Below are 26,705 nucleotides of genomic sequence, written 5' to 3' on the forward strand. Positions count from 1 at the left end.
TATGATTGCGTAAAAAAAGTCGGTTTTCGCCGACTTTTTGATTTTCATTAAACAGCTTAAGCCAAGGCACCCATTGGATCCCAAGGTGCTAGCTTGATAGGTTCAGTTTCAAGGGCAGCCTTTTGATCATCAGTTAGCAAATCCTTGCGCACAACGATTTGGTAAGTGAATTCATCCATCCAAGCATCACTCATCACGAAGAAACCATTGGTTCCAACTTTATCACCCCAGCTGTTTTCGACCTTCCACTTTGTAGGCTGGTCATTAACAAGATCAACACCAGTCAAAACCATGGCGTGGGTCATCATACTTTCGCCATAGTCCAGACGTTGGGCCTTAGTTGTATCAAAATCAACATCAAATAGCTCATTCACATCATACGCATCAAGCGCCATGATCCCTTTATCGCGAATTGATGATTGACCAACATCGCTACCAAACCAAACAGATTCGCCAGCTTGAAGTTGCTTGAGGGCTAACGCCTTCAAATCATCCATTTCAAGGTTCAAATATTGAACAGGCTTACCATTAACGACATTTCCCAACATATCAACACTATAGGTGTGCATGAATGGCTTATCGTCTGTAGGGGCATTGATGACACTAATGTAATCGTTGAAATCGATATCGATATACTTCTTAAAGAATGATTGAGGTGTTAACTCACGATCTTGTAAGAAGTTATTATTCTCGTCACGATATTCAAAATCAAATGTTTCGGGTGGAATACCTAATGCCATAGCAAGCACATTGTATACTTCTTGAAGTAAATCTTGACGCTTAGCTTCAATTTCATTAGCTGAGGCATGCTCGGCAACGAGCGTACGTAGGATGAGGGCATGCTTACGCAATAACTTATTTAAATATTCGTTCAATTGGGTTGAATCTGAGCTACTAGCAGTTTCAGGCATCGCAGATTTTGGAACGATACCATACTTATCAAAGATTGAAACCATCATGTCCCATTGACCACCATCTTGTTGTGGGGTTTGAAGAAGGAATGAAACTTCACGACTCGTACGATCCAAATCTGCAGTGGCCAAAATGTTCTCATAGAAGTAATTGGCCTTTTCATACTTATCCCAGAAGAAAGTATAATTTTGTGAAAGTTCAAAATTTGCCAAGTTGAAATCACTTGAAAGCTTATGACGCATTGTATTTAACGCCGCAAACATCCAACAACGACCTGACTTCTTTTGATTAGCGACCTTACCAGTATTAAGATCAATCGAAAAGGTTGGTGTATTTTCAACAAAAGTACTTTGGTTTTGGGCCGAATTGTTAATACCATTCTTCCAAACACTGCGTTGACCAACGCGTTGGGCCGGGTTAGCTAAGAATGCTTCCCGAAACTTATTTGTTTCTGATTGTGTAATTTCTGACATGTGGTGCCTCCTCTTTCTAATATTTCTCATTTTACGCCGAAAAGGGGGTGATTACAATTGATGATAATAAGTTAAACGTTTAATGAGAAAAAAGTAAATTTATTGATTGACATACATCTGGGAATTGGTTAATCTAATGGTGTTGACGAAGATAAGATGAAGTAGACATTGAAAGATTCTCAGAGAGCTAATGGGTGGTGTGAATTAGTAATTGGCAAATGTTGAAAATGGTCTTTGAGTCATTTGTAGCGGTGAGCCACCAATTATGGTGAGTAAGCCGGTGCCGGAAGTGCCCGTTATCGCACAGCGTATATCCGAACGTTGTTGACTAGTCCAACGGAAGTGGCGTACGTCTGAGCTCAGACCAGTGATGGAATGAGAAAACTAGGTGGTAACACGATCCAGATCGTCCTAGGATGCCCAAGCATGGGTGTCTTAGGGCGTTTTTATTTTGGCCAAATAACTGGTTTCGGGTTAGCTGAACACATTTATCGTGAGGAAAACAACCATGAGTAAACTTTTGAAGCAAATCGCATTAGGTTCAGCCGTATTTGGCGTGACAGCAGTAGTAGGTACGACCGTTTCAAACGCAGATAGTAAAGACAAAGATTTAAAGACAATCAAAGTGGGAATCAACTCACCTTCAAAGACTGATGATGGGGTGTGGCAACGCGTGAAAGCTAACGGGAAAAAGAATGGTATCAACATTAAGTTGGTGACGTTCACTGACTTTAATCAACCTAATCAAGCTTTACAAGATGGACAAATTGATGCAAATGCCTTCCAACACTATGCCTTTCTAAAAGATTGGAACCAGCATCACCATAGTGATTTAAAGGCGGTGGGACAAACTGTTTCAGGGCCTGGACGTCTCTATTCTGATAAACATAAGAGTGTTAAAGCAATCCCTGATGGTGGGACAATTGCGATTGCAAATGATCCAACCAATGAGGCGCGGGCATTATTCTTACTACAATCAGCTGGTTTAATTAAATTAAAGCCAGGCGTTGAAAATCCAACGGCTAAGGATGTCGTATCAAGCCCCAAACATATTAAGATTAGGGAACTCGCAGCTGATCAGACCCTTGCGAGTTTGAAATCAGTCGATGCCGCAGTGATTTCAGCAACTTTCGTTGAAGCTGCCGGTCGTAATCCAGAATCTGCAATATATGTATGGAATGTGGATAATAAGCATACGCATCAATACATTAATATTATTGCCAGTTCAAAGGCAAATCAAAACAAATGGTACACAAAGGCATTAGTGAAGTCATATCAAGCTGATAATGTTGCCAACTATATTAATAAAACCAGTCATGGTACGGAGGTCCCCGCTTGGAAGGGTGCCCCACAACCAAAGCTGAAGACGGCTGAACAAAAATAATTTAGCATAATATGAGAAAAATGCTTTTAATTCTCATTTAACTAGGATATAATCTCAGATACAAACACAACGATAGCGTTTGATGTTCCTTTCCAAATTTTAGTGACGTGAATATACAACCATACAACTTAAAAATACATCTTCATTATCTGCTGTGTTCTGTATAAAAGCCTTTCCGGGGAGACCTGGAAAGGCTTTTTATGTGAATATGGCATTTTTTTAATAAAGTACTTGCAATTATGTTTATTATATTAGAAAATACTAATAATTTAATTTTAAGGATGAGGAGAGCAAATGTATGGTTGGTGATGATTTACTGAATGCAAAAAAAGTGACGGTTTCTTTTTTAATCAACGGTGAATGGCAAACAGGTATTTACGATGTCGATTTAGATATTGCCCATGGAGAGGTGCTCGCATTAGTTGGTGAGTCGGGCTCAGGTAAGAGTACGTTTGCGACATCGGTGATTGGGTTACATAATAAAAAACAAACTCGGGTGACTGGCAGTATCACGTTAGATGGTCAAGAACTCGTTGATCTACCGGATGCGGAAGAAAATGACATTCGTGGTGAAAAGATTGGGATGATTTTTCAGGATCCGTTGGCAGCTTTGAATCCATTAATGAAAATTGGGCAACAAATTCAAGAAACCCTTGATATCCATGATGTGTATCAAAAAGACCAATATCATGATCGTGTCATCCAGTTATTGGATGAAGTCGGTATTGTTAATCCAGAACGGACCGCCAAACAGTATCCACATGAGTTATCGGGTGGGATGCGACAACGTGTCATGATTGCCTTAGCCATTGCCAATGATCCTGATTTAATCATTGCGGATGAGCCGACGACAGCCTTGGATACAACGATTCAAGCGCAGATTTTAGACGTGTTGCTTGAAATTCGTGACCGAAAAGAAACTGGGATTCTATTAATTACCCATGATTTGGGTGTTGTGGCAGAGGTCGCTGACTCTGTCGCAGTGATGTATGCGGGGCAGATTGTTGAAAAAGCATCTGTACAAGAACTATTTGAACATCCCTTACATCCATATACACGTTCATTGTTACGTTCGAATCCCGAAGTTGATCGCGAAGACGATGAACTTTATGTGATTCCGGGTACAGTTCCCGCACTTTCAGAAATGGACCACCATAAAGATTTGTTCTTACAACGCGTTCCTTGGATGCAAAAGGAAGCAGAAGAAGATATTCCGGATGAACTTGTTGAAGCGCGACCCAATCATTTTGTACGTGGAAACGCATGGCGCACATTTGAATTTCCAGATCAAAAAGGATAATAAACATTATGGCAGATGAAATTTTAAAATTAGAAGGTTTAAAGGTACATTATCCCATCCGTTCCGGCTTTTGGAATCGTGTCACTGATAATGTTAAAGCGGTTAATGGAGTTGATTTAACCATTAAGCAAGGTGAGACGTTGGGGCTAGTTGGTGAATCTGGTTCAGGTAAGTCAACATTGGGCAAAGTGATTGTCGGTTTAGAAGATATGACCGAAGGGAACCTGGTCTATGAAAATGAGCATGTGAATACAGCGGCTGAGCGTAAGCGGGTGCAATATAATAAGGACGTCCAAATGATTTTTCAGGACTCACTTTCTTCGTTAAACCCACGCAAAACGATTTATGATATTATTGCCGAACCGATTCGCAACTTTAGTCCGATGGATCCGGTTGCTGAAAACGATCGCATTCGAAAGCTTTTGGATATTGTGGGATTGCCACAACGCACGCTTTTCCAATATCCATTCCAATTCTCTGGAGGTCAACGCCAGCGGATTGGGATTGCACGTGCCTTGGCCACTGACCCTAAATTAATTATTGCTGATGAGCCAGTTTCGGCGTTGGACTTGTCTGTGCAAGCACAGGTATTGAACTTCATGAAGAAAATCCAAAAAGAATTAGGCATTTCATACCTGTTCATTTCCCATGACTTGGGTGTTGTTCGGCATATGACTGATAACATTGCAGTCATGCATCATGGTCGCTTAGTTGAAAAGGGAACACGTGAAGATATTTTCGAAAACCCACAACATATTTATACGCAACGTTTATTAGCGGCAATTCCATCTGTGAACGTGGCAGAACGAGCCGAAAACCGCGCGCACCGTCGGGAAATCGAAAAGAATTTTGATGACCGCTTTAACGAATTTTATGATGATGAGGGGATGCCATTACCACTCGTTCAATTATCAGAAACACATTTTGCGGCATTGCCACAGCAAGACCAGAAGGAGACAGACCATGTGGAAAGTAATAATTAGACGCATTTTAATCATGATTCCACAACTTTTTATTTTAAGTTTGTTGGTATTTCTATTAGCAAAAATGATGCCCGGTGATCCATTCAGTGGGTTGATTGGACCAAATACTGATCCAAAACAGATTGCGGCCTTGCGCCAAGCTGCCGGATTGAATGATCCTTGGTGGCAACAATATATTCACTGGATTGGTAATGCCATGCACGGTGACTTAGGCATGTCATATACCATGAAGCAACCTGTATCAACATTGATTGGTAGTCGTATGGTTAACACATTCTGGCTCTCATTATTGGCGATGATTTTGACTTATGCACTTGCTATTCCAATGGCTATTTCAGCCGCACGCCATGAAGGCTCACTTTGGGATCGCATTCTGTTGATCTATAACTCAGTGACTTTTGGTATTCCAGCTTACGTTGTCTATTTGTTATTCATCTTCATCTTCGGATTTACATTGGGTATTTTCCCAACCGGTGGAACCGTGGATCCCAATGTTTCTGGGTTCTTCCCAACCCTAATTAATAAGATTTATCATATGATTTTGCCAGCGATTACGATGGCTTTGTTGGGAACAACCGCTATCTTTACTTATCTACGTTCAGGTATTTTGGATGAACAAAATCAAGACTACGTTAAAACAGCCCGTGCAAAGGGTGTGAGTGAAGATCGTGTCTTCACCCGTCATATTTTACGAAATGCTTTGCTCCCAATTGCAGCTAATTTTGGGTTTGTCATTACCGGCTTGCTCGGTGGGGCCATCTTCGCTGAAACGATTTTCGGGTATCCTGGATTAGGTAAGTTATTCATTACTGCTATTACAGGACGTGATTACTCAGTGATTACAGCTTTAATTTTGTTGAACGGGTTCTTAGCCCTATTGGGAGCTTTGCTTTCAGATATTATTATGGCGATTGTTGACCCACGAATTCGGATTGAGTAGGAGTAAGAAGATGAGTCGAAAATTAAAAATCAAAGAAAATGCTGGAAACGGCGGACTTCTCAAGCGGACGTTAATCCGTGAGTTTAAAAAGGATGATCTGGCCCGATATTCACTTTATATATTAGTCGCATTACTATTAATTGTTTTCATTGGGGCATTGTTTATCCCTAAGTCACATTACTTAGATGTAAATATTATCGATCAATATTTAGCCCCTATGACAGATGGACATATTCTGGGTACTGACAATGGTGGTCATGACATTATTACCATGTTGATTGTGAGTTCGCGTAATTCCCTTACCATCGCATTAGCCGTGACAATCATCACTTTCGTCTTTGGAACCGTCGTTGGAACAGTTACTGGTTACTATGGCGGAAAGGTCGATATGATTGTCATGCGTATGACTGACTTTATTATGATTTTGCCAGTGTTAATGATTATTATCGTGTTGGTAACCATTGTTCCAAAGTACAATGCAACGACCTTGATTCTATTGATGAGTGCATTCTACTGGATTGGAACGATGCGTCTTGTACGCTCACGTGTTCTGACTGAATCACAACGGGACTACGTTAAGGCTTCAAAAACGTCAGGAACGTCAAATTTCAAGATTATGTTCCGTGAGATCTTACCAAACATTGCTTCACTCTTAATTGCGGAAGCAACACTTAGTTTTGCGGGAAACATTGGATTAGAAACTGGGTTGAGTTTCTTAGGATTTGGATTACCAGCAGGTACGCCTTCATTAGGAACAATGATTAATGAAGCAACGAATCCTGAAACCATGACACAAATGCCATGGACGTGGGTTCCAGCGGCCGTTGTCATCCTCATTGTGGTTTTGACAATTATCTTCATTGGACAGGCCTTACGTCGTGTCGCTGATCAACGTCAAACAAATTAATGGCAATTAAATTAAATATTTATTAGAAAACACTTGCTATGTTAAATAAGTAATGTATAATAACTTTATTAGTTAATTTTAATCAAACAGGAGTAGAGGCTATGAGTAAAGGAAAATGGATTGCAGGTGTGACTGTAGCCGCCGTTGTATTAGGTGGTGGTGGATATTTGTATTATGCCTCACAGCATAATGATAATGCCACTGGTGGTAAAGTTGGTAATTTGAACGTTGAATACAAAAATGATAAGTCTGTAAAAAAGGGTGGCAACTTGAATGTCGCTTATGAATCAGACGTTCCATTTAAAGCTCAGTTCGAAGCTGGATTGATGGATGACGCCACAATGCAACAAATGGCTGCTCCAGCGACTGGTGGAAGCGTCAACGGTGGTGGAGGTATCTTCAACGCAGATAACAACTTCAACATTCAAAAGGGTGGTGCCGCCGACATTTCCTTTGACAAGAGTGCTAAAACAGCCACTGTCACTTTACGAGATAACTTGAAGTGGTCTGATGGTAAGCCTGTTACCGCAAAGGATTATGAATTTGCATACGAAATTGTTGCTAACCCCGCTTATGGATCTTCTCGTTGGACCGATTCATTGGCCAATATCGAAGGCTTGAGTGAATATCATGAAGGTAAAGCTAAGTCGATTTCTGGGATTACTTTCCCAGATGGTGAAGGTGGGAAAACGATTAAGATTCAGTTCAAGGAAAACAAGCCTGGCTTTAAGCACACTGGAAATGGCTACTTCCTAGAAAGTGTTTCACCATATCACTATTTGAAGGATGTTGAACCTAAGAGTCTGGCTTCTGATCCCAAGACGACAACTAAGCCATTGGTCATTGGACCATTTAAGCCTGAAAAGATTGTTTCAGGTGAATCAATTTACTATACCCAAAATAAGTACTATTACGGTAAGAAGCCAAACTTGAAGTCAATTACGTATACAACGGTTGATCCTTCAAAGACAGTTGCTTCGGTTAAGGCTGGAAAGTACGATGTCGTTAAGGAAGCTTCACCAAGTGTCTATCCACAGATTAAGAAGTTGAGTAATGTGGCAGTTACTGGGCAACAACAATTATATATCTCAATGTTGAACTTTAACTTGGGACATTATGATACAAAGAAGTCTGAAAACGTCCAAGATCGAAAGACGCCATTGCAAGATAAGCGTGTGCGTCAAGCCATTGGATATGCACGTAATGTTGACGAGGTCGATAAGAAGTTTGGTAATGGACTACAAACACGTGCCAATACTTTGATTCCACCAATCTTTAAGGATTACTCAGACACAAAGTTAAAGGGTTACCCTGAAGACATCAAGAAGGCGAATAAGCTTTTGGATGAAGCCGGTTGGAAGTGGGATAAGAAGCACGAATACCGTGAGAAGGACGGAAAGCGTTTGAACTTGACTTACATGGCTCGCCAATCTAACGGAAATTCCGAAGCCATTGCCAAAAACTACATCCAACAATGGAAGAAGATTGGGGCTAACGTTACCCTTTATAAGGGTCGCTTAACTGACTTCAACACTTATTTGCAGATTACAACTTCACCTGAATCTGGTGCTTGGGATTTGACTGATGCAGCTTGGTCACTTTCATCTGATCCTTCACAAAATGATTTGTTCAGTAAGGGTGCACAATACAATACTGGTCACTTTACAAGTCCAGAATTGACAAAGAAATTGAACAAGATTGATTCTTCATCAATCAAGAATGATAAGCAACGTGCGAAAGCATTTAAGGATTATCAGAAGTACATGAATGATGAAGCATATGTCATTCCAACATCATTCCAAACGGACTACACACCTGTTAATAAGCGTGTGGCCAACTGGTCAATGGCTTATGGTGACAATAATGCTTGGTCCGATTTGGGAGTTACTTCAAACTCACCATCAAAGAACTAAACTCATTTGAAGAAACAATAATCCAGTTACTGGGTTATTGTTTTTTTCTTACAAAGAAAGGGGGGAATATTATGTATATCAAACCACCACATTTGAAAAAAGGAAATACACTTGCCTTAGTAACGTTATCCAACGGTGCGCTATTTGAGAATGATGTTGCTTTAAAAATAGGCGAGGAGCGCCTGGCAGATTTTGGATTAAATCTCAAAGTAATGCCTCATGCGGCAGATGCACCAGAATATTTATGGGAACACCCAGAAGTACGTGCTGCTGATTTAAAGGCGGCCTTTATGGATGAGGATGTGCAAGGAATTGTCTGTACGATTGGTGGTTGCGACACCTATCGTTTAGCCCCATATTTACTCGATGATCCGGAATTTGTGCAGGCTGTCCAGGAACATTCGAAAGTCTTTATGGGCTTTTCAGACACGACATTAAATCATTTGGTTTTCCACAAACTTGGTTTGAACACATTTTATGGTCCAAGTTTCTTGAATGATTTTGCTGACTTAGGGCCGGAAATGTTACCATTTGCCCGTGATAATTTCGCACGTTTCTTCATTCCTGAGCCATATTACCTTGAATCAAGTCCAGTTTGGTATGATGAACGACAAGATTTTTCCAGTAACAGTGTTGGCGTGCAACGCATGGCGCACAAAGAGCGGTATGGTTATGAAACACTATTTGGTTCAGGGACGCGAACTGGCCAATTACTTGGGGGTTGCATTGAAAGTTTATTTGACTTATTGACCGGTCACAATTTTCCAGATGAATTGGCTGTGGATGCGCAGTATCAACTTTGGCCAGCAGACTGGCAGGGAAAGATGATGTTCTTGGAAACAAGTCAAGAAAACCCAGATCCAAAAAAATTAGCGATTTACTTACATCGGATTGCCCAAACCGGCGTCTTCAATCAAGTTTCAGGTTTATTGGTGGGAAAGTCGCAGAACCAGAAGTATTTTCATGAATATCGAAAACTGTATCAGCAACTAGGTGAACGATATCATTTACCAGTTCTATATAATGTTAATTTTGGTCATGGTTTCCCACGACTTTCGATGCCCTACGGGGTTGAAACGAAAGTTGATTTTGATGCCCAGACCATTAAATTACTAGAATTACCTTGGATATAAATAAATAAAAAGGAGCAGCCTAGAAGTTGCTCCTTTTTTTTGCGCATTTTCAAAAATAACTTTTATCCGTTGTGAATTTTATCTCTTAAACGTTTAAAACACGAACAATATAGATTAGTTTAACTATTTTAAAAGCTAAATGTTTACATTAAACAATAATGGTGGTTAAATGTATGTAAATAAGACGTAAATCAATGTTCGTGGAGGAAGATATGCCAAAAGTAGCTGTCATTATGGGGTCACAATCAGATTGGCCTACCATGCAAGAAACAACCACCATTTTAGATGATCTAAATATTGAATATGAAGTTCATATTGTTTCAGCCCATCGAACACCCGAAAGAATGATTTCATTTGCGCAACATGCACGTGAAAATGGGTTCGGCATTATTATTGCAGGAGCAGGTGGTGCCGCCCACTTGCCTGGCATGGTTGCTGCTTCAACAACATTACCCGTTATTGGCGTACCCATCCAATCAAAGGCATTGAATGGGATGGATTCATTGTTAAGTATCGTTCAAATGCCAAGTGGTGTCCCTGTCGCAACAGTTGCGATTGGAACTGCTGGTGCAAAGAACGCAGCTTACCTAGCAGCACAAATGCTTGGCATTACAGATCCTGACATTGCCGAAGCCGTTACGGATTTTCGTAATCATCAAGCTGATGCCGTCATTGAAAGCGAGGCACATTTAAATGACTAAGCCAATCTTACCCCCCGCAACTATTGGCATTATTGGTGGGGGACAATTAGGACAAATGATGGCCTTGGCTGCTAAGCCAATGGGATATCGCGTGATTGTTTTGGATCCAACGCCAAATGCACCTGCTGGACAGGTTGCCGATGAACAAGTGATTGCTTCATATAATGACGCTGCCGCGTTAACTGATTTGGCACGTCGCGTGGACGTTCTCACTTATGAATTTGAAAATGTTGATTTAGAGACACTCGAAACGTTGGGGGCATTAACACCGTTACCACAAGGAACTGAGTTACTTGCAACGACTAAAAATCGTTTATCTGAAAAAAGATTCTTACAAAGTTTGCATTTACCAGTGACTGAATTTGCTGAAGTCCAAAATGTTGCTGATTTAGATGCAGCCGTGCAACAGGTTAAGTTACCAGCAATTCTGAAGACAGTTGAAGGTGGCTATGATGGTCATGGTCAATGGGATATTCCCGACCGCGAGGCTTTGGCAGAATTGGTTGCCCATTGGGATAATGACGTTCAAGAGACCTTAATCTTGGAACACCGGATTGATTTTGATTATGAAGTCAGTGTCATGGTAACAACAGACGGGAATGATACCACACGGGTTTGGCCAATGACGGTAAATGAACATCACGAACATATCTTACGTAGTTCATTAGCTGATGGTTTACAAACTGAACAATTACAAGCAAATGTAGCTGATATTGCCCAGAAAATTGCTCAGGCTTTTAACTTAAAGGGTATCCTAGGAATTGAGATGTTTGTAAAGGGCGATGAAATTTATATCAACGAGCTAGCACCGCGACCACATAACTCAGGACACTATAGCATTGAGGGCACGCATGTTTCCCAATTCGAAGGACATATTCGCAGTATCACGGGTCTGCCAATTCCAGAGATTACCTTAGAAGCGCCAAGCATGATGTTGAATTTATTGGGTGAAACGCTCGTTAAGGCACGCGAAGCACTTGTTGATCATCCAGATTGGCATTTCCACGACTATGGTAAGACTGATATTAAACCCTTACGAAAGATGGGACACATCACGGTTACTGGAACTGAAGCAATTGAGGCATTAAAAGCATGGGGGATTTCAAATGACGCATACTGAGATTGAACAAGGGAACCTTATTACGACAGGTAAGGCTAAGGCTTTATATGAAACAGACAATCCTGAATATATCTGGGTCCACAATTTAGATCAAGCCACAGCTTTAAATGGTAAACGCAAAGAAGCGGTCGCTGATAAGGCTTACTATACAAATCAAATTAGCCGTTATTTATTTGAATATTTAAACGGTAAAGGGATTCCAACACATTATGTTGAAGCGTTAAATGAAACCGATAGCTTGGTCCATCGTTTGACCATGCTACCAATTGAAGTGGTGACGCGTAATTATGCCTCAGGTCATTTTGTGAGTCGTTTCGATGTTGAACCCATGTTCCCACTTGAACCAACCGTCTTAGAGTTCTATTACAAATCAGATGCTTTAGATGATCCATTCATGAATGAATCGCAAATGTTGGCCCTAAACATTGCCACTTTGGAAGGCATCGCTCGCATTAAGGCGTTAACGTATCAAATCAATCCACTGTTGAACCAACTCTTTGACGAAATTGGTATTACTTTAGTCGACTTCAAACTAGAATTTGGTCGAAATATAGACGATGAAATTGTCTTGGGTGATGAATTATCACCAGATAATATGCGTTTGATTGATCAAGCCACTGGCGATTCACTGGATAAGGATGTTTTCCGTCAGCAAACAGGAGATTTAACCACCGGATACGCGCAAGTCCTTACTCGTTTACAAGCAAAATTAGGAGAATAAGATGACCATGTATTTAGCAAAAATCAAAGTAACTTATAAGCCTTCAGTTTTGGATCCACAAGGTGAGGTCATTAAGTCTGCCTTACACCGTTTAGACTATGAAACAGTAAATCAAGTGATTCAAGGTAAGTACTTTGAAGTTAAGCTTGCTGCTGATTCAATTGAGGCTGCCAATGGTTTAGTAGAATCAATGACGGAAGCGCTATTGATTAATCAAAATACTGAAACTTACAACTACACCGTTGAGGAGGTTGAAGCCTAGTCATGAAATCAGTTGTGGTACGTTTCCCAGGCTCTAATTGTGATGAAGATATGTATTATGCCTTACAAGATCTGGGTCTAAATCCAAGTTTTGTTTCAGCACAAAGTGATGTGTCTTTAGACGAATTTGATGCGATTTTCCTTCCCGGTGGGTTTTCATATGGTGATTATTTACGGACAGGTGCCATTGCACGTTTCTCACCAATTATGCAGGCTGTGCAAGCAGCTGCTAACGATGGCAAATTAGTCGTTGGTATTTGTAACGGTTTCCAGATTTTAACTGAGAGTGGACTGTTGCCGGGTCAGTTGATGATGAACGAAGTGCCTGGATTCATTTGTGATGAGACACTACTACATATCGAACAACCTGAATCAGCCTTCACTAATGCCTATACGACAGATGAGGTACTTATTCCAGTCGCACATGCTGATGGTCGTTACTATGCTGATGCGCAAACATTGGCTGACTTAGAAGCAAATGGGCAAATTATTTTCAAGTACACCTCTAATTTGAACGGTTCTGAGGATATGATTGCCGGTATTACCAATAAGCAAGGTAATGTCTTGGGCATGATGCCGCATCCAGAACGAGCGGTTGATCCATTAATTGGCAATAGAGATGGTCAAAACTTCTTCAAGAGTATTTTAGCAACGTTTGCAACACAAGGAGTGAACTAACATGGTCGAGATGGTTTCTAATCCAATGGCAAATGAGCCAAATCCAACTGATATTCAAAAAACTAAATTGTATGAAGCTTGGGGCTTAACTGAGCATGAATATGATCTGATTGTCGATGAATTAGGACGTTTACCTAACTACACTGAAACAGGTTTATTTTCAGCCATGTGGTCAGAACATTGTTCTTACAAGAAATCAAAGCCAGTTCTACGCACGTTCTGGTCAAAGAATGAACGCGTGCTTCAAGGACCAGGTGAAGGTGCCGGGATTTTAGACATCGGCGATAATCAAGCGGTTGTGTTCAAAGCTGAATCGCACAATCATCCTTCAGCAGTTGAGCCCTACGAGGGTGCTGCTACAGGTGTTGGCGGAATCCTACGTGATATCTTCTCAATGGGTGCCCAACCAATTGCAGTGCTTGATAGTCTTCAATTTGGTGATGTCACATCAAAGCAAACGCAACGTTTAATTGATGGTGTCGTTGCTGGAATTGCGGGATATGGTAATGCCATTGGTATTCCAACCGTTGGTGGGGCAATGAACTTTGATGCCACTTATCAACATAATCCCTTAGTAAATGTAATGGCTGTTGGGTTACTTAATCAAGATTTGCTTCACGTTGGAAAAGCTGAAGGTGCTGGAAACGTTGTCCTATACGTTGGGGCAACAACCGGACGTGACGGTATTCAAGGGGCTACCTTTGCTTCTGCTGAATTTGATTCTTCCGAAGATCAAAATCGTTCAGCCGTTCAAGTTGGTGATCCCTTTATGGAAAAGCTTGTCATGGACGCCACGATTAAAGCCATTCAACAATATGGTGATGTCATTGTGGGGGTTCAAGATATGGGTGCCGCTGGATTAGTATCTTCAACGGCCGAAATGGCTGATAAAGCAGGCATGGGGATGGTCTTAGATCTTGATCAAGTGCCACAACGCGAACAAAATATGACGCCCTATGAGTTAATGCTTTCTGAATCACAAGAACGGATGATTCTCGTCGTTAAAAAAGGACATGAAGATGCCGTAAAGCAAATCTTCACAGATGCTGACTTAAACGCGGTCGTGATTGGTGAAGTGACCGACGATAAAAAGTATCAACTTACATTTGATGGGGCAACGGTAGCCGATGTTCCAGTTGATTTCTTAACTTCAGCCCCAAAGGTTGAATTGCCACAAACTGAACCTGCTCGTTTAGTTACAGCAACAACAGCGCAGTACCAACCCGAAGTTAACGATGCCAACGCCGTTTTGAAGCAATTATTAGCACAACCAACGATTGCCTCAAAGGCAGCCTTATATCGTCACTTTGATTGTAGTGTGCGTGCAGACACCGTCATCAAGCCAGGTGGGGATGCCGCGGTCGTCCGTGTCCGTGGGACAAAAAAGGCGTTGGCAATGACGACAGATATTAACAGTCGTTATACTTACTTAAATCCATTCATCGGTGGCCAATGGGCAATTCTGGAAGCTGCACAAAACATTGTCGCAACTGGGGCAGAGCCAATTGGAATCACGGATTGTTTGAACTTTGGAAACCCTGATGATCCTGAAATTTATTATGAATTGGCGCAATCTGTTGCTGGAATCAATGAAGTTGCTCAGGTCATTAACACACCTGTTATTTCTGGAAATGTCTCACTTTATAACGAAACTGATGGGACGGCGATTTACCCAACGCCAATGGTTGGTATGGTCGGCTTGCACATGTCAACTGATGACATTACGACGATTCAAGCCAAACAAGCTGGCGATATCGTTTATCTTGTTGGTGAATTAAAAGCACAATTCAATGGTAGTGAGATTCAACACATGCAAACTGGTTCAGTCTCAGGCGATTTATTCCCAATCAATGTTGATCATGCACAAGCCGTTCAAGCCAAAGTGCTTGAAGCAGCGCAAAGTCACTATGTTCGAAGCATGCACGACGTTGCCGAAGGTGGTCTTGGAGTCGCCTTAGCAGAAATCTTGTTTGGCACACCATTTGGTGCCGATGTTACGGTAGCCACCGACATGGTAAACATTTTCGCTGAGGCACCAAGCATGATTATCGTGACGGTCGCACCAGAGCAACAAGCCATGTTTGAAGCATTGATGGGGGCTGATGCCACGAAGTTAGGTGAAATTACAGAAGCGCCAATGCTTAAGATTGCCGCACAAAATCAAAAAATGAACTTATCCGTATCTGATGCAGAAAGTGTGTACAAGGACAGCTTATGGCAACAACTACAATAGTAAATGAACGTTCGCTAAATGAAGAATGTGGTATTTTTGGCGTTTGGGATAACCCCGAAGCCGCTGAATTAACCTTTTATGGCTTACATGCACTCCAACATCGTGGCCAAGAAGGTGCCGGAATTGTTTCCAAGAAGGCTGATGGTCGGCTTTGGCAAGAACGTGGTTTAGGTCTACTCAGTGAAGTTTTCGCTGATCCACGTCGCATGATGAATTTGGTCGGTGATTCAGCCATTGGGCATGTCCGTTACGCCACTGCTGGAAGTAACGGAATTGAAAACATTCAACCCTTTATGGTGAATTTTTCAGACATGCAAATCGCTTTAGCCCATAACGGTAATATCACAAATGCCAAGACTTTACGTCAAGAACTAGAAGATGAAGGGGCGATTTTCCAATCTTCATCAGACACCGAAATTCTGTTGCATTTGATTCGTCGTTCCAAGGCCCTGACCTTTGATGAAAAATTACGAGAAGCACTTCTCAAATTACGTGGTGGTTTTGCTTTCTTGCTCTTAACTCCAAATGCCATGTATGCAGCCTTAGATCCACATGGTTTCCGACCGTTTGTCATTGGTCAATTACCTGATGATGGCGCATATGTGGTTGCGAGTGAGACCGCTGCATTGGCTTCTGTGAATGCTGAATTTGTGCAAGACGTGCAGCCGGGTGAATTGATTCGATTTGATAACACTGGTATGCATGTTTCTAAGTATACTGAGCACACGACATTGAACATTGATGCCATGGAGTACATCTATTTTGCCCGACCAGATTCCAATATTTATGGCGTCAATGTGCACAAGGCCCGCAAGCGGATGGGTAAAGCAACCGCTATTGAACATCCAGTTGCTGCTGACATGGTTGTTGGGGTGCCCAATTCATCCTTATCAGCTGCCATGGGATATGCTGAACAAGCTCATTTGCCTAATGAAATGGGCTTGGTGAAGAATCAATATATTGCGCGTAGTTTTATTGAACCCACACAAGAGAAGCGCGAACGTGCTGTGCGCATGAAGTTAAGCGCCGTACCTGCGATTGTTTCAGGTCAACGCGTCATTTTGGTTGATGACTCAATCGTCCGTGGGACGACATCAAAGTACATCATTAAAATGTTGCGTGATGCCGGAGCTAGTGAAGTCCACGTTCGGATTGCGTCACCTGAATTTAAGTACCCATCATTTTATGGTGTGGACATGCAGACAACAGATGAGTTGATGGCTGCGCATCACTCGAAAGCTGAAATGTGTGCCATTATCGGAGCTGATTCATTGGAATTCTTGTCTGTCGATGGCTTAATTGACAGCATTGACTTACCATACTCAGGACCAGGGAACGGATTAACCACCGCTTACTTTGACGGGCACTATCCATCCCCAGTTTATGACTACCAAGCTTCGCTAGCAAAGCTAGCTGAAGCGGGTGTCGTAACTTTTGATCCTGAACCCTAAATCACTTTTAAAGGAGAAGCTGACATGACAGATGAAAGTGCATATGCTGCATCCGGTGTAAGTGTTGAAGCCGGTAAGGAGAGTGTGGCGCAAATGCAGGAGGCCGTCGAAGCAACGTATACCGACCAGGTCCTCTCACCATTGGGGAGTTTTGGTTCCGCATTCGCGCTTGGTCAAGGCCTACAGGATCCAGTTTTAATTAGTGGAACCGATGGTGTTGGAACTAAGCTATTGTTAACGATTGCGGCGCAAAAATATGACACAATCGGACAGGATCTCGTTGCCATGGTCATGAACGATGTGTTAGCGCAAGGCGCAAAACCATTATTCATGCTAGATTACTTAGCCGTCGATAAGATGCGTCCTGAAGTTGTCGCAACTTTGGTTAAAGGCGTTGCTCAAGCAACTAAGACCATCGGCGCATCCCTCATCGGAGGGGAATCAGCCGAGTTGCCTGGTATGTATGCAAAGAATCACTATGATTTAGCTGGATTTGGCGTTGGCATCGTTGAACGTGATGCTTTACTCTCTGCTGAAAATGCGCAAGCTGGTGATGTCTTGATTGGATTACCCTCAAGTGGGCTTCACTCAAATGGATATTCATTAGTACGCCGGGTCTTAGGCATCGAAACTGATGCCGATTTCACGAGTTTACCTGAAGCAATGCAACAAACATTGCTTGAGCCAACCCAGTTGTATCAACCAGCGCTTAATCCCATTTTAGGTATGCCAGGGTTGCATAGTATGGCGCATATTACAGGTGGTGGGATCGTCGAGAACTTACCGCGTGCCTATGATGAAACATTGGCTGCTCATCTTGAATGGGGAAGTTGGCCAATCCTCCCAATTTTTGACATTTTGCAAAAGCAAGGAAATTTGAGCTTAGAGGACATGTTGTTAACCTTCAACAATGGGCTTGGCATGGTCCTCGCTGTTGCACCAGATGCTGTGAACAAGATTATGCAACAGTTTGATATGCAAGACGAAGTCGCCTACATCATTGGAGAACTTAAACCACGGACAACTTCAGCAATTAAATGGAAGGGACAAGCACCATGGCCAATGACGTTAGATTAGCTGTTTTTGCATCCGGTCATGGCACGAACTTTGCTGCGATCCTTGATGCAATTCAGGCACAAGGCCTGTCTTGTCAAATTGTCCGCCTAGTCGTTGATAAAGCAAATGCTGGTGCGTTGGCAATTGCTAATGCCCACCATATTCCTACGTTGGTGGTGAATTATAAAGCAGCTGGAAGTCGCCAAGCAGTTGAACAACAAATTATTGATCAACTAACGGCTGATGGGGCGCAGGGCATTCTGTTAGCAGGTTACATGCGCATTATTACCCCAACGCTCTTACAGGCATTTCCACAAAAAGTGATTAATATTCATCCGGCACTATTACCCAGTTTTCCTGGCACCCATGGGATTGAAGATGCCTTTCATTATGGCGTTAAAATCACGGGTGTTACGGTCCATTTTGTAGATGAAGGGACTGATACAGGTCAAATTATTGATCAGCAAGCAGTCCATATCGCTGATGACGATACACTTGAAAGTTTAGAAGCAAAAATTCATGACGTTGAACATCATTTATATCCCACAGTTTTAGCACAATTATTGAAAGAAGAGGTATTTAACTAATGGCACGAGCATTAATGAGCGTTTCAGATAAGCAAGGTTTAGTTCCTTTTGCACAAGCATTGACTGAATTAGGTTATGAAATTGTATCAACAGGGGGAACATTACGTACCCTCCAAGAGGCTGGTATTGAAGCTATCGCCATTGATGATGTGACGGGATTCCCTGAAATTTTAGACGGTCGTGTTAAGACGTTGCACCCACGTGTACACGCTGGGTTGTTGGCACGTCGCGACTTGCCAGAACACATGGAAACCTTGGCTGAATTGGATATCACACCAATTGATATGGTCGTGGTTAATTTGTATCCATTCAAGCACACGATTCAAAAGCCAGATGTCACCCGTGCCGATGCGATTGAAAACATTGATATTGGTGGACCATCAATGCTTCGTTCAGCTGCCAAAAATGCGCAAGATGTATTACCTATTGTTGATCCTGATGATTACAACGAAGTCATTGAACGTTTGCAAACCGATAATATTGATCAAGTTTATCGTCAAGGGCTTGCTGCGAAGGTATTCCGTCACACTGCTGCTTATGATGCTTTGATTGCTGATTACTTAACTGATGAAGACTTTACCAAGCAAAAGACTGAAACCTACGAACTGGTTGATAACTTGCGCTATGGTGAAAATGCCCACCAAGATGCTGCTGCTTATCGTGATGCCTTGCCAACGGACTACTCAGTTTTGAGTGCGAACATCTTACATGGTAAGAAGCTTTCATATAACAACATCCGCGATGCCGATGCTGCATTACGTATTATTGCTGACTTTGCTGAGCCAACCGTTGTGACAGTCAAGCACATGAACCCAGCTGGGATTGGGCAAGGGGACACCATTGAACAAGCTTGGGATCGTGCGTTCTACGCCGATGACATCTCAATCTTTGGTGGGATTGTTGCCTTGAACCGTGAAGTTGATTTAGCAACCGCCCAAAAGATGCACAAGATTTTCCTTGAAATTATTATTGCGCCAAGTTTCACTGATGATGCTTATGCTGAATTAGCCAAGAAGAAGAACTTGCGCTTATTGACATTACCATTTACAAATGACATTCCACAAGCCGTTGAATTGACATCAATCTTGGGTGGAACAGTTATGCAACACCGTGATCTATTGGAAGAAAAGCGTGAAAACTATAAAGTGGTTTCAAAGGCGCAACCTACCGAAGCACAATTGGCAAAGCTTGAATTCGCTCAAACGGTTGTGAAGCATGTGAAGTCAAACGCGATTGTTGTGGCAACCGATAATCAAACCCTTGGAATTGGTGCAGGACAACCAAATCGTATTGATTCAGTAAAGTTGGCAGTTGATCATGCCTCAAACAAGGAAGGCTTCGACCAAGCAGTGCTTGCATCAGATGCTTACTTCCCAATGGACGACTCTGTTCAATATGCAGCTGACCATGGCATTAAGGCCATTGTTGAGCCTGGTGGTTCAATTAAGGATCAAGCATCTATTGATAAGGCAGATGAACTTGGCATTGTTTTGGTCTTCTCAGGAAACCGTCACTTTAAGCACTAAGATCGGAGTAGGTTGATGGCATCTGTCTTAATTATTGGGTCTGGCGCCCGTGAATTTATCTTTGCAAAAACATTTGCAAATTCTGTTGATCATGTTTTTGTCGCCCCTGGTAATGCCGGGATGCGAGAAGCTGGTTTTGAAACCGTTGATTTAACTGAAATTCCAGATTTAATTACCTTCGCCCAAAGCCAACAAATTGACTTAACTTTTGTCGGGTCTGAGGCATTGTTAACTGAAGGGATTGTCGATGCCTTTCAAGCTGAAGGTTTAGCCATTTTTGGCCCCACGAAAGCCGCTGCACAATTGGAGGGCTCAAAAGCCTTTACGAAATCATTGTTGCACAAATATGATATTCCAACGGCAGCATCCGTCACCGTAACCAGTCATGATGAAGCTGTCCAAATCTTACAGAATCATGCTTACCCAGTTGTCGTTAAACTCGATGGCTTGGCACTAGGTAAGGGCGTCAGCATCTATGAACATCCTGAAACTGCCTTAGCGGGCATTGACATCATTTACCAGCAAGATGAACATGCGCCCTTGGTCATCGAGGAATTCATGCAAGGACCTGAATTTTCAATTTTTTCTTTTGTCGGAAAAGAGCAAGTTGTCCATGCCCCAATTGCTCAAGATCACAAGCGTTTGTTAGATGGTGATCGCGGACCAAATACTGGCGGTATGGGCGCATATAGTCCCGTGCGTTGGATTGGAGACGATGTTGTTCAAACGGCGATTAAGTCACTGGTCGAGCCTGTGTTGACAGCGATGCAAACAGAAGGAACACCCTTTGAAGGGATTTTGTACACTGGGGTGATGTTGACCGCCGCCGGACCTAAAGTCATTGAATATAATGTCCGCTTTGGTGATCCAGAAGCGCAAGTTGTCCTCCCACAATTAACAAGTGATTTATATCAAAATATCATGGCCTTAATTGCAGGAAAGCCAACCAGCATGACGTGGCAGGATGCTGATGCTGATGTTTATCTCGGCGTGACACTAGCAGCGCCAGGGTACCCATTGAATCCTGAAAAAGGTCTGTCATTACCATCATTGCCAAATGATGTTCAAATCGATTATGCTGGTGTTAAGCAGCAAGCAAATCAACTTGTTAGTAATGGGGGCCGCGTGCTAACTGCTGTCATCCATCGTCCAACGATGGTGGCAGCGCAAACTGATTTGTATGCCGCCCTTGATCAGACACACACTGACTTGGTCTACCGTCATGATATCGGACACCAAGCGGTGGCAGCAGAATTAGCAGAGGAGTAATGGCAGATGTTAAGTGATATTGAAATTGCACAGGCCGCAGAAGTTTGGCCAATTGAAAAGATTGCCGATAAGATTGGACTTGAAAAATCCGAATGGCAACCGTATGGCTGGGATAAAGCCAAAATTACGTTGGGGCACGAGCATGATGATGACCCGTTGGGTAAATTAATTTTAGTAACATCAATTAATCCAACCGCCGCTGGTGAAGGAAAATCAACAGTTACGGTGGGATTAGGCGATGCTCTTGCTAAAATTGATGAAAAAACCATGATTGCTTTGCGCGAACCATCTTTGGGCCCTGTCATGGGGATGAAGGGTGGCGCAACTGGTGGTGGTTATTCACAAGTGATTCCAATGGCGGACATTAACCTACACTTCACAGGTGATTTCCATGCGTTAACGAGTGCGCACAACACGTTAGCGGCATTAATTGATAATAGTATTTATCAAGGTAATCCGTTAAATATTGATCCACGTCGTGTGCTGTGGAAGCGCGCCTTAGACGTTAATGACCGGGCGTTACGTCACGCGACAATTGGACTTGGTGGTCCAACAAGTGGTGTGCCTCGTGAAGATGGCTTTGATATTACCGTTGCATCCGAACTCATGGCTATTTTAACGTTATCGACTGACTTGATGGACATGAAGCAACGTATTGAAAAGATTGTCATTGCAGATACGTACGACCGTCAACCGGTCACAGTTGCCGACTTGAGTGTAGCTGGTGCCTTAACGACTTTGTTGAAGGATGCGATTCATCCAAATTTGGTTCAAACATTGGCCCACACGCCAACGTTGATTCACGGTGGACCTTTTGCCAATATTGCGCAAGGAACGAATTCCGTTCAAGCAACCAAGACCGCTCTGCAGTTATCAAACTACGTTGTCACGGAAGCTGGCTTCGGTGCTGACCTTGGTGGTGAGAAGTTCTTAGACTTTAAAGTGCCACTTTTGGGGAAGACACCGGATACCATCGTAATCGTCGCCACAGTGCGAGCTTTGAAGATGCACGGTGGCCTAGCCAAAGATGAACTCAAGCATCCAAACGTGGCTGCGCTGCAAAATGGATTAGCTAATCTGGGACAACACCTATCAAGCATGAAGCGTTATGGGGTGCCTGTTGTGGTCGCCATTAATCAATTTACGGATGACACACCTGAAGAACTTCAAACCATCAAAGATTACGCTGCTGAATTTGATGTACCAGCCTATGTTGCCGATGTCTGGGGACAAGGCGGGGATGGTGCCCAAGAGTTAGCTGCCGGTGTGATTGAAGCAACACAACAGCCATCAGACTTTACGCCACTTTATACGCCTGAAGATGCCGCAATTGATAAGCTAAATAAAATTGCCCAAACGATTTATGGTGCCCAGGGCGTAGAACTTTCTGAAAAGGCACAAAAGCAACTCAAGCGCTTCGCAAAATATGGTTGGGATAAATTGCCAATCATCATGGCCAAAACGCAATACTCACTTTCTGATGATCCTAAGAAATTAGGTGCACCATCAGACTTCACAATTCATGTACGTGAATTTGTTCCAAAACTAGGCGCTGGTTTTTTAGTTGCGATGACTGGTTCAATCTTAACGATGCCAGGCTTGCCTAAGCACCCAGCTGCATATGACATTGATATTGACGAGGACGGTACAATCCGTGGCTTATTCTAGGACCCAATTATTGGATGCGATGGGTATGCCTCCGTAAGGGTGCCCATTGACTCTGTTCTGTTACTGTTGTTTTATTTATATTTAAGGAGCGAATATTTCATGAACACTTCAATCGAAGATGCTGTCCGTTACATGGCCCAAGGTGGGCTGGCCGTTATTGTTGATGATGAGAACCGTGAGAATGAAGGGGATTTGGTTGGCATCGGATCTAAGATGACCCCCGAAAATGTCAACTTTATGGTCACCCATGCCCGCGGTCTCCTTTGTGCCCCAATTACGCAATCAATTGCCGATCGTTTAGGATTGGTACAAATGGTTGAGAACAACACCGAAGTGAACGGAACGCGTTTCACGCTTTCTATCGATGGGAGTCATGCTGCAACTGGTGTCACGACTGGTGTTTCTGCCTTTGATCGTTCAGCAACGTTGCAACATTTAGCTGACCCAAATGCCAAGGCTGAAGATTTTGTTCATCCTGGTCACAGTTTCCCGCTCGTCGGTGAAGATGGTGGGGTGATGGCTCGCGATGGTCATACTGAAGCTGCCATTGATTTAGCACGTTTGGCTGGTGAAACTGAAGTTGGTGCAATTTGTGAGATCTTACTTGAAGATGGTCACATGGCTCGTGAAGCAGATTTACGTCAATTTGCCGAAGACTTTGATTTACCTTTTATTTCAATCGAACAACTAACAGACTATGTTCGTGAACATGGTAACTCCGCCATTGTTTAGTCCTAGAACATAAAGATAATAAAAAAGCTTAACTGATTTGAAATCAGTTAAGCTTTTTTTGATGCTTTAATTAGAGTTCATCATTTTCAATTTTTTCAAGTAAGAGGTGATAACGTTCAGTCACGAAATCATAAGAACCCGTTAGCTTTGATTCTTCTTCGTCCGTTAAGTGTAAATGACCATGGCCTAACACACCATCGCGACCAACAACAGCTGGATATGATAGGGCAACTTCATGGCCATCACGGAACGTTGAAACAGGTAATTCTTCATGGCTATCATTCAAAATCGTTTCTGTCAAACGGAGGGCAGACGCGGCAATCGCATAACTTGTGTAACCCTTACCGTTCAACACACGGTATCCATTATCGCGTGAGATATTAGCAATTTGATTGAGGTCAATGCCTTTTTCTTCGGCAACAGGTTCGATAGATTCATCCAAAATTTTAACAGTTGACCATGCCGTAAATTGTGAATTTCCGTGTTCACCTAAGTTGTACCCTTGAACTGAACGTGGATCAACATCAAAGGTTTCACCAACGGCATTCTTCATACGTGCAGTATCAAGTAGGGTTCCGGTTCCGATTACTTTTTCCTTTGGGAAGCCAGTTAACTTTTGGTAGAGGGTCACAATAACATCATTTGGATTTGTAATAACAACTAGAACACCATTAAACTTAGTTGCCTTCAACTTTTCCGCCACTGACTTCAATTGCTTGGCATTATATTCAGCTTCGATAAAGCGGGCATTGCCACCAGTGGCATTTTTTTGAAGCCCAATGTTACCAAGTGCAGAAATAATGACGTCAGCATCGTCCAGCGCATCCCAATCATTTGAAATAATGTTAGCATGATGCTTCAAATTTGGTTGTGCTTCAATCAAATCTAACACCTCAGAATCTAATTTTTCAGGATTTGAATCAATGAGGACATAGTCATCAGCCAATCCTTGAAAAATAGCGCCTTCAGCGACTGCTCCACCAACGTGCCCAGTTCCAATAATACCAATCTTTCGTGTCATGTGCTTACCTCATTTCGTTGTCTAGTTGCTTGTTTATGGTTGCAATATTAAATCTTTTCTCATTTGTTGTCAATAAATCTCACTAAATTCATAGATAAATGATAAAACATCAATTTATCTGATATTTCCATGTTGTTCTACATACAGGTGAAAGATAGACTTGATTCAACTTATATGCACACAAAATTTTGGCGTTTGCACAATCTTTGTAAGCGCATACATTCGCTTTAGAATGTATGTTAAACTAATTTCAGAAAGTTATATTTCACAAATTTATTTGAGTTGGAGAGAACTTATGGAGTCACTTATTGTATTGTTTTTGGGGATTGCTTTGTTATTGTTCTTAATTATCAAAGTTAAGATGAATACATTCATTGCACTCATTTTCACCTCCGTTGTCGTGGGATTAGGACTGGGTATGAACTTTATCGAAATTCCACTTTCAATCGAGAAGGGGATTGGTAGTTCATTGGGGGAACTAGCCATTGTCTTTGGGTTCGGAGCCATCTTAGGACGCCTCGTTTCTGATGCTGGTGGTGCTTATCGAATTGCCCATACCTTGATCAATATCTTCGGACGCAAGTATGTGCAAATTGCGGTTATGATTGCTTCTTTCATTTTAGGAATTGCGTTGTTTTTCGAAGTTGGTATGGTTATTCTAATTCCAATTGTCTTCGCAATTGCGCTTGAAGTTGGGGTACCATTACTTTACTTAGGAATTCCAATGGCGGCTGCTTTGTCAGTCACTCATGGATTCTTACCGCCACATCCAGCACCAACAGCTATTACCGCTGCGTTGGGTGCTAATCCAGGTCACGTCTTGATGTATGGATTTTTAATTGCTGTCCCTGCAGCATTGATTGCTGGTCCGGTCTTTACAAAAGTTGCACAAAAGTATGCACCAGACGCGTTCAAGATTAAAAAAGAATTGAGTGCCTTTGGTGAAGTAAAGTCATTCTCGCTAGCGGATACTCCTTCATTTGGATTGGCTTTATTGACGAGTTTATTCCCAGTTATCTTGATGGGACTCACAACACTTTACACCGTTGTGATGCATGATGGGGTGGCGCCAAGCAAAGCCAGTGGTATTGATAGTTTTGTGGCAATGATTGGAAATCCGGTTGGAGCCATGATTATTTCTTTGGCGTTCGCACTCTGGTCAATGGGCTGGCATCAACGTAAGTCAGCTAAGCAAATGAATGCCACCATTGAATCAGCCGTGAAGTCTATCGCCATGTTATTGCTTATCATTGGTGGTGGTGCTGCCTTCAAGCAGATTTTGATTGACGGTGGTATTTCAAATGAAATTTCACATCTGTTCATGAACTCAGCCTTATCACCATTATTGCTCGCATGGATTATTACCGTAGTCCTACGAGTGGCCTTGGGTTCAGCAACCGTCGCTGCATTGACAGCAGCAGGGCTAGTACAACCATTGATGGTTTCAGCTTCTGTGAACCCAGCCTTAATGGTCCTATCAATTGGGGCCGGCTCATTGGCAGCTTCCCACGTAAATGATGCTGGTTTCTGGATGTTTAAAGAATACTTTGACCTCAGCGTTAAGCAAACCTTGCAAATCTGGACAGTACTTGAGACTTTAATCTCAGTTGTTGGATTGATTATGGTTTTGTTGCTAAGTCTAGTCGTATAAAACTAAATAAAAAGATGTCTTCGTTACAAGTGAAGATGTCTTTTTTTATAAAAAAAAGGAAGGTAGCGGGGGCTACCTTCCTTTT

23 protein-coding genes and 1 other annotated feature are annotated in these 26,705 nt (G+C 42.4%); of the genes, 21 read left to right on the top strand and 2 right to left on the bottom strand.

Annotated features, from left to right (window positions below; all coding sequences use genetic code 11):
* Positions 1-56: 56 nt before the first annotated feature.
* Positions 57-1,385, bottom strand: coding sequence for an aminopeptidase C (locus D3P96_RS03185; RefSeq protein WP_124942953.1), 1,329 nt, complete (start codon positions 1,383-1,385; stop codon positions 57-59).
* A 139-nt stretch (positions 1,386-1,524) separates the two neighbouring features.
* Positions 1,525-1,802 (top strand) — a binding site (T-box leader).
* 91 nt (positions 1,803-1,893) lie between these two features.
* On the opposite strand from D3P96_RS03185, the gene D3P96_RS03190 reads away from it, so the two are divergent.
* The 20 genes from D3P96_RS03190 (at position 1,894) to ribB (ending at position 23,948) form a co-directional block, all read left to right on the top strand.
* Positions 1,894-2,769 carry a MetQ/NlpA family ABC transporter substrate-binding protein gene (locus tag D3P96_RS03190; protein ID WP_124942954.1) on the top strand — a complete coding sequence of 292 codons (876 nt, stop codon included), beginning with the start codon at positions 1,894-1,896 and terminating at the stop codon, positions 2,767-2,769.
* A 298-nt stretch (positions 2,770-3,067) separates the two neighbouring features.
* Positions 3,068-4,069: an ABC transporter ATP-binding protein gene (locus tag D3P96_RS03195; RefSeq protein WP_124942955.1), complete on the top strand. Its 1,002-nt coding sequence runs from the start codon at positions 3,068-3,070 to the stop codon at positions 4,067-4,069.
* Positions 4,070-4,077: 8 nt separating this feature from the next.
* The gene (locus tag D3P96_RS03200; protein ID WP_124942956.1) at positions 4,078-5,052 is read left to right on the top strand and encodes an ATP-binding cassette domain-containing protein; all 975 of its coding nucleotides are present in this window, start codon (positions 4,078-4,080) and stop codon (positions 5,050-5,052) included.
* Positions 5,033-5,992, top strand: coding sequence for an ABC transporter permease (locus D3P96_RS03205; protein WP_124942957.1), 960 nt, complete (start codon positions 5,033-5,035; stop codon positions 5,990-5,992). The genes D3P96_RS03200 and D3P96_RS03205 overlap by 20 nt, the downstream gene beginning before the upstream one ends.
* Positions 5,993-6,002: 10 nt before the next feature.
* The gene (locus D3P96_RS03210; RefSeq protein WP_124942958.1) at positions 6,003-6,899 is read left to right on the top strand and encodes an ABC transporter permease; all 897 of its coding nucleotides are present in this window, start codon (positions 6,003-6,005) and stop codon (positions 6,897-6,899) included.
* A gap of 101 nt (positions 6,900-7,000) precedes the next feature.
* Positions 7,001-8,812: an oligopeptide ABC transporter substrate-binding protein gene (locus D3P96_RS03215; protein WP_124942959.1), complete on the top strand. Its 1,812-nt coding sequence runs from the start codon at positions 7,001-7,003 to the stop codon at positions 8,810-8,812.
* Positions 8,813-8,883: 71 nt separating this feature from the next.
* Positions 8,884-9,945, top strand: coding sequence for a S66 family peptidase (locus tag D3P96_RS03220; RefSeq protein ID WP_124942960.1), 1,062 nt, complete (start codon positions 8,884-8,886; stop codon positions 9,943-9,945).
* A 212-nt stretch (positions 9,946-10,157) separates the two neighbouring features.
* Positions 10,158-10,646 carry a 5-(carboxyamino)imidazole ribonucleotide mutase gene (gene purE / locus D3P96_RS03225; protein ID WP_124942961.1) on the top strand — a complete coding sequence of 163 codons (489 nt, stop codon included), beginning with the start codon at positions 10,158-10,160 and terminating at the stop codon, positions 10,644-10,646.
* Entirely contained in the window at positions 10,639-11,766 is a 1,128-nt protein-coding gene (gene purK / locus D3P96_RS03230; protein WP_124942962.1) for a 5-(carboxyamino)imidazole ribonucleotide synthase, read from the top strand. The genes purE and purK overlap by 8 nt, the downstream gene beginning before the upstream one ends.
* Positions 11,753-12,487, top strand: coding sequence for a phosphoribosylaminoimidazolesuccinocarboxamide synthase (locus tag D3P96_RS03235; RefSeq protein ID WP_124942963.1), 735 nt, complete (start codon positions 11,753-11,755; stop codon positions 12,485-12,487). Before purK ends, D3P96_RS03235 begins: the two co-directional genes overlap by 14 nt.
* A 7-nt stretch (positions 12,488-12,494) precedes the next feature.
* Entirely contained in the window at positions 12,495-12,749 is a 255-nt protein-coding gene (gene purS / locus D3P96_RS03240) for a phosphoribosylformylglycinamidine synthase subunit PurS (RefSeq protein WP_124943047.1), read from the top strand.
* A gap of 2 nt (positions 12,750-12,751) precedes the next feature.
* Positions 12,752-13,426 carry a phosphoribosylformylglycinamidine synthase subunit PurQ gene (gene purQ, locus D3P96_RS03245; RefSeq protein WP_124942964.1) on the top strand — a complete coding sequence of 225 codons (675 nt, stop codon included), beginning with the start codon at positions 12,752-12,754 and terminating at the stop codon, positions 13,424-13,426.
* Between the two features lies 1 nt (position 13,427).
* Positions 13,428-15,659 carry a phosphoribosylformylglycinamidine synthase subunit PurL gene (purL, locus tag D3P96_RS03250; RefSeq protein WP_124942965.1) on the top strand — a complete coding sequence of 744 codons (2,232 nt, stop codon included), beginning with the start codon at positions 13,428-13,430 and terminating at the stop codon, positions 15,657-15,659.
* On the top strand, positions 15,641-17,110 hold the full coding sequence (purF, locus tag D3P96_RS03255) for an amidophosphoribosyltransferase (RefSeq protein ID WP_124942966.1): 1,470 nt from the start codon (positions 15,641-15,643) through the stop codon (positions 17,108-17,110). Before purL ends, purF begins: the two co-directional genes overlap by 19 nt.
* A 24-nt stretch (positions 17,111-17,134) precedes the next feature.
* Complete coding sequence (gene purM, locus D3P96_RS03260) at positions 17,135-18,187, top strand: phosphoribosylformylglycinamidine cyclo-ligase (protein WP_124942967.1); 1,053 nt, start codon at positions 17,135-17,137, stop codon at positions 18,185-18,187.
* Positions 18,166-18,753, top strand: coding sequence for a phosphoribosylglycinamide formyltransferase (gene purN, locus D3P96_RS03265; protein ID WP_124942968.1), 588 nt, complete (start codon positions 18,166-18,168; stop codon positions 18,751-18,753). The genes purM and purN overlap by 22 nt, the downstream gene beginning before the upstream one ends.
* Positions 18,753-20,279, top strand: a complete 1,527-nt coding sequence (gene purH, locus D3P96_RS03270) for a bifunctional phosphoribosylaminoimidazolecarboxamide formyltransferase/IMP cyclohydrolase (protein WP_124942969.1) — start codon at positions 18,753-18,755, stop codon at positions 20,277-20,279. Before purN ends, purH begins: the two co-directional genes overlap by 1 nt.
* 15 nt (positions 20,280-20,294) lie before the next feature.
* Positions 20,295-21,548, top strand: a complete 1,254-nt coding sequence (gene purD / locus D3P96_RS03275) for a phosphoribosylamine--glycine ligase (protein ID WP_124942970.1) — start codon at positions 20,295-20,297, stop codon at positions 21,546-21,548.
* A gap of 6 nt (positions 21,549-21,554) precedes the next feature.
* Positions 21,555-23,216 (top strand): formate--tetrahydrofolate ligase, encoded by a 1,662-nt coding sequence (locus tag D3P96_RS03280; protein WP_124942971.1) that lies wholly within the window; start codon positions 21,555-21,557, stop codon positions 23,214-23,216.
* A gap of 99 nt (positions 23,217-23,315) precedes the next feature.
* Positions 23,316-23,948, top strand: a complete 633-nt coding sequence (gene ribB / locus D3P96_RS03285; protein ID WP_124942972.1) for a 3,4-dihydroxy-2-butanone-4-phosphate synthase — start codon at positions 23,316-23,318, stop codon at positions 23,946-23,948.
* A gap of 70 nt (positions 23,949-24,018) precedes the next feature.
* Here ribB and D3P96_RS03290 read toward each other — a convergent pair whose 3' ends face one another.
* On the bottom strand, positions 24,019-24,969 hold the full coding sequence (locus D3P96_RS03290; protein ID WP_124942973.1) for an L-lactate dehydrogenase: 951 nt from the start codon (positions 24,967-24,969) through the stop codon (positions 24,019-24,021).
* A gap of 295 nt (positions 24,970-25,264) precedes the next feature.
* Here D3P96_RS03290 and D3P96_RS03295 point away from each other — a divergent pair, with 295 nt between their 5' ends.
* On the top strand, positions 25,265-26,620 hold the full coding sequence (locus D3P96_RS03295; RefSeq protein WP_124942974.1) for a gluconate:H+ symporter: 1,356 nt from the start codon (positions 25,265-25,267) through the stop codon (positions 26,618-26,620).
* Positions 26,621-26,705 lie beyond the last annotated feature (85 nt).

The organism is Weissella viridescens, from assembly GCF_003862435.1.
GTDB classification, from domain to species: Bacteria; Bacillota; Bacilli; order Lactobacillales; family Lactobacillaceae; genus Weissella; species Weissella viridescens_A.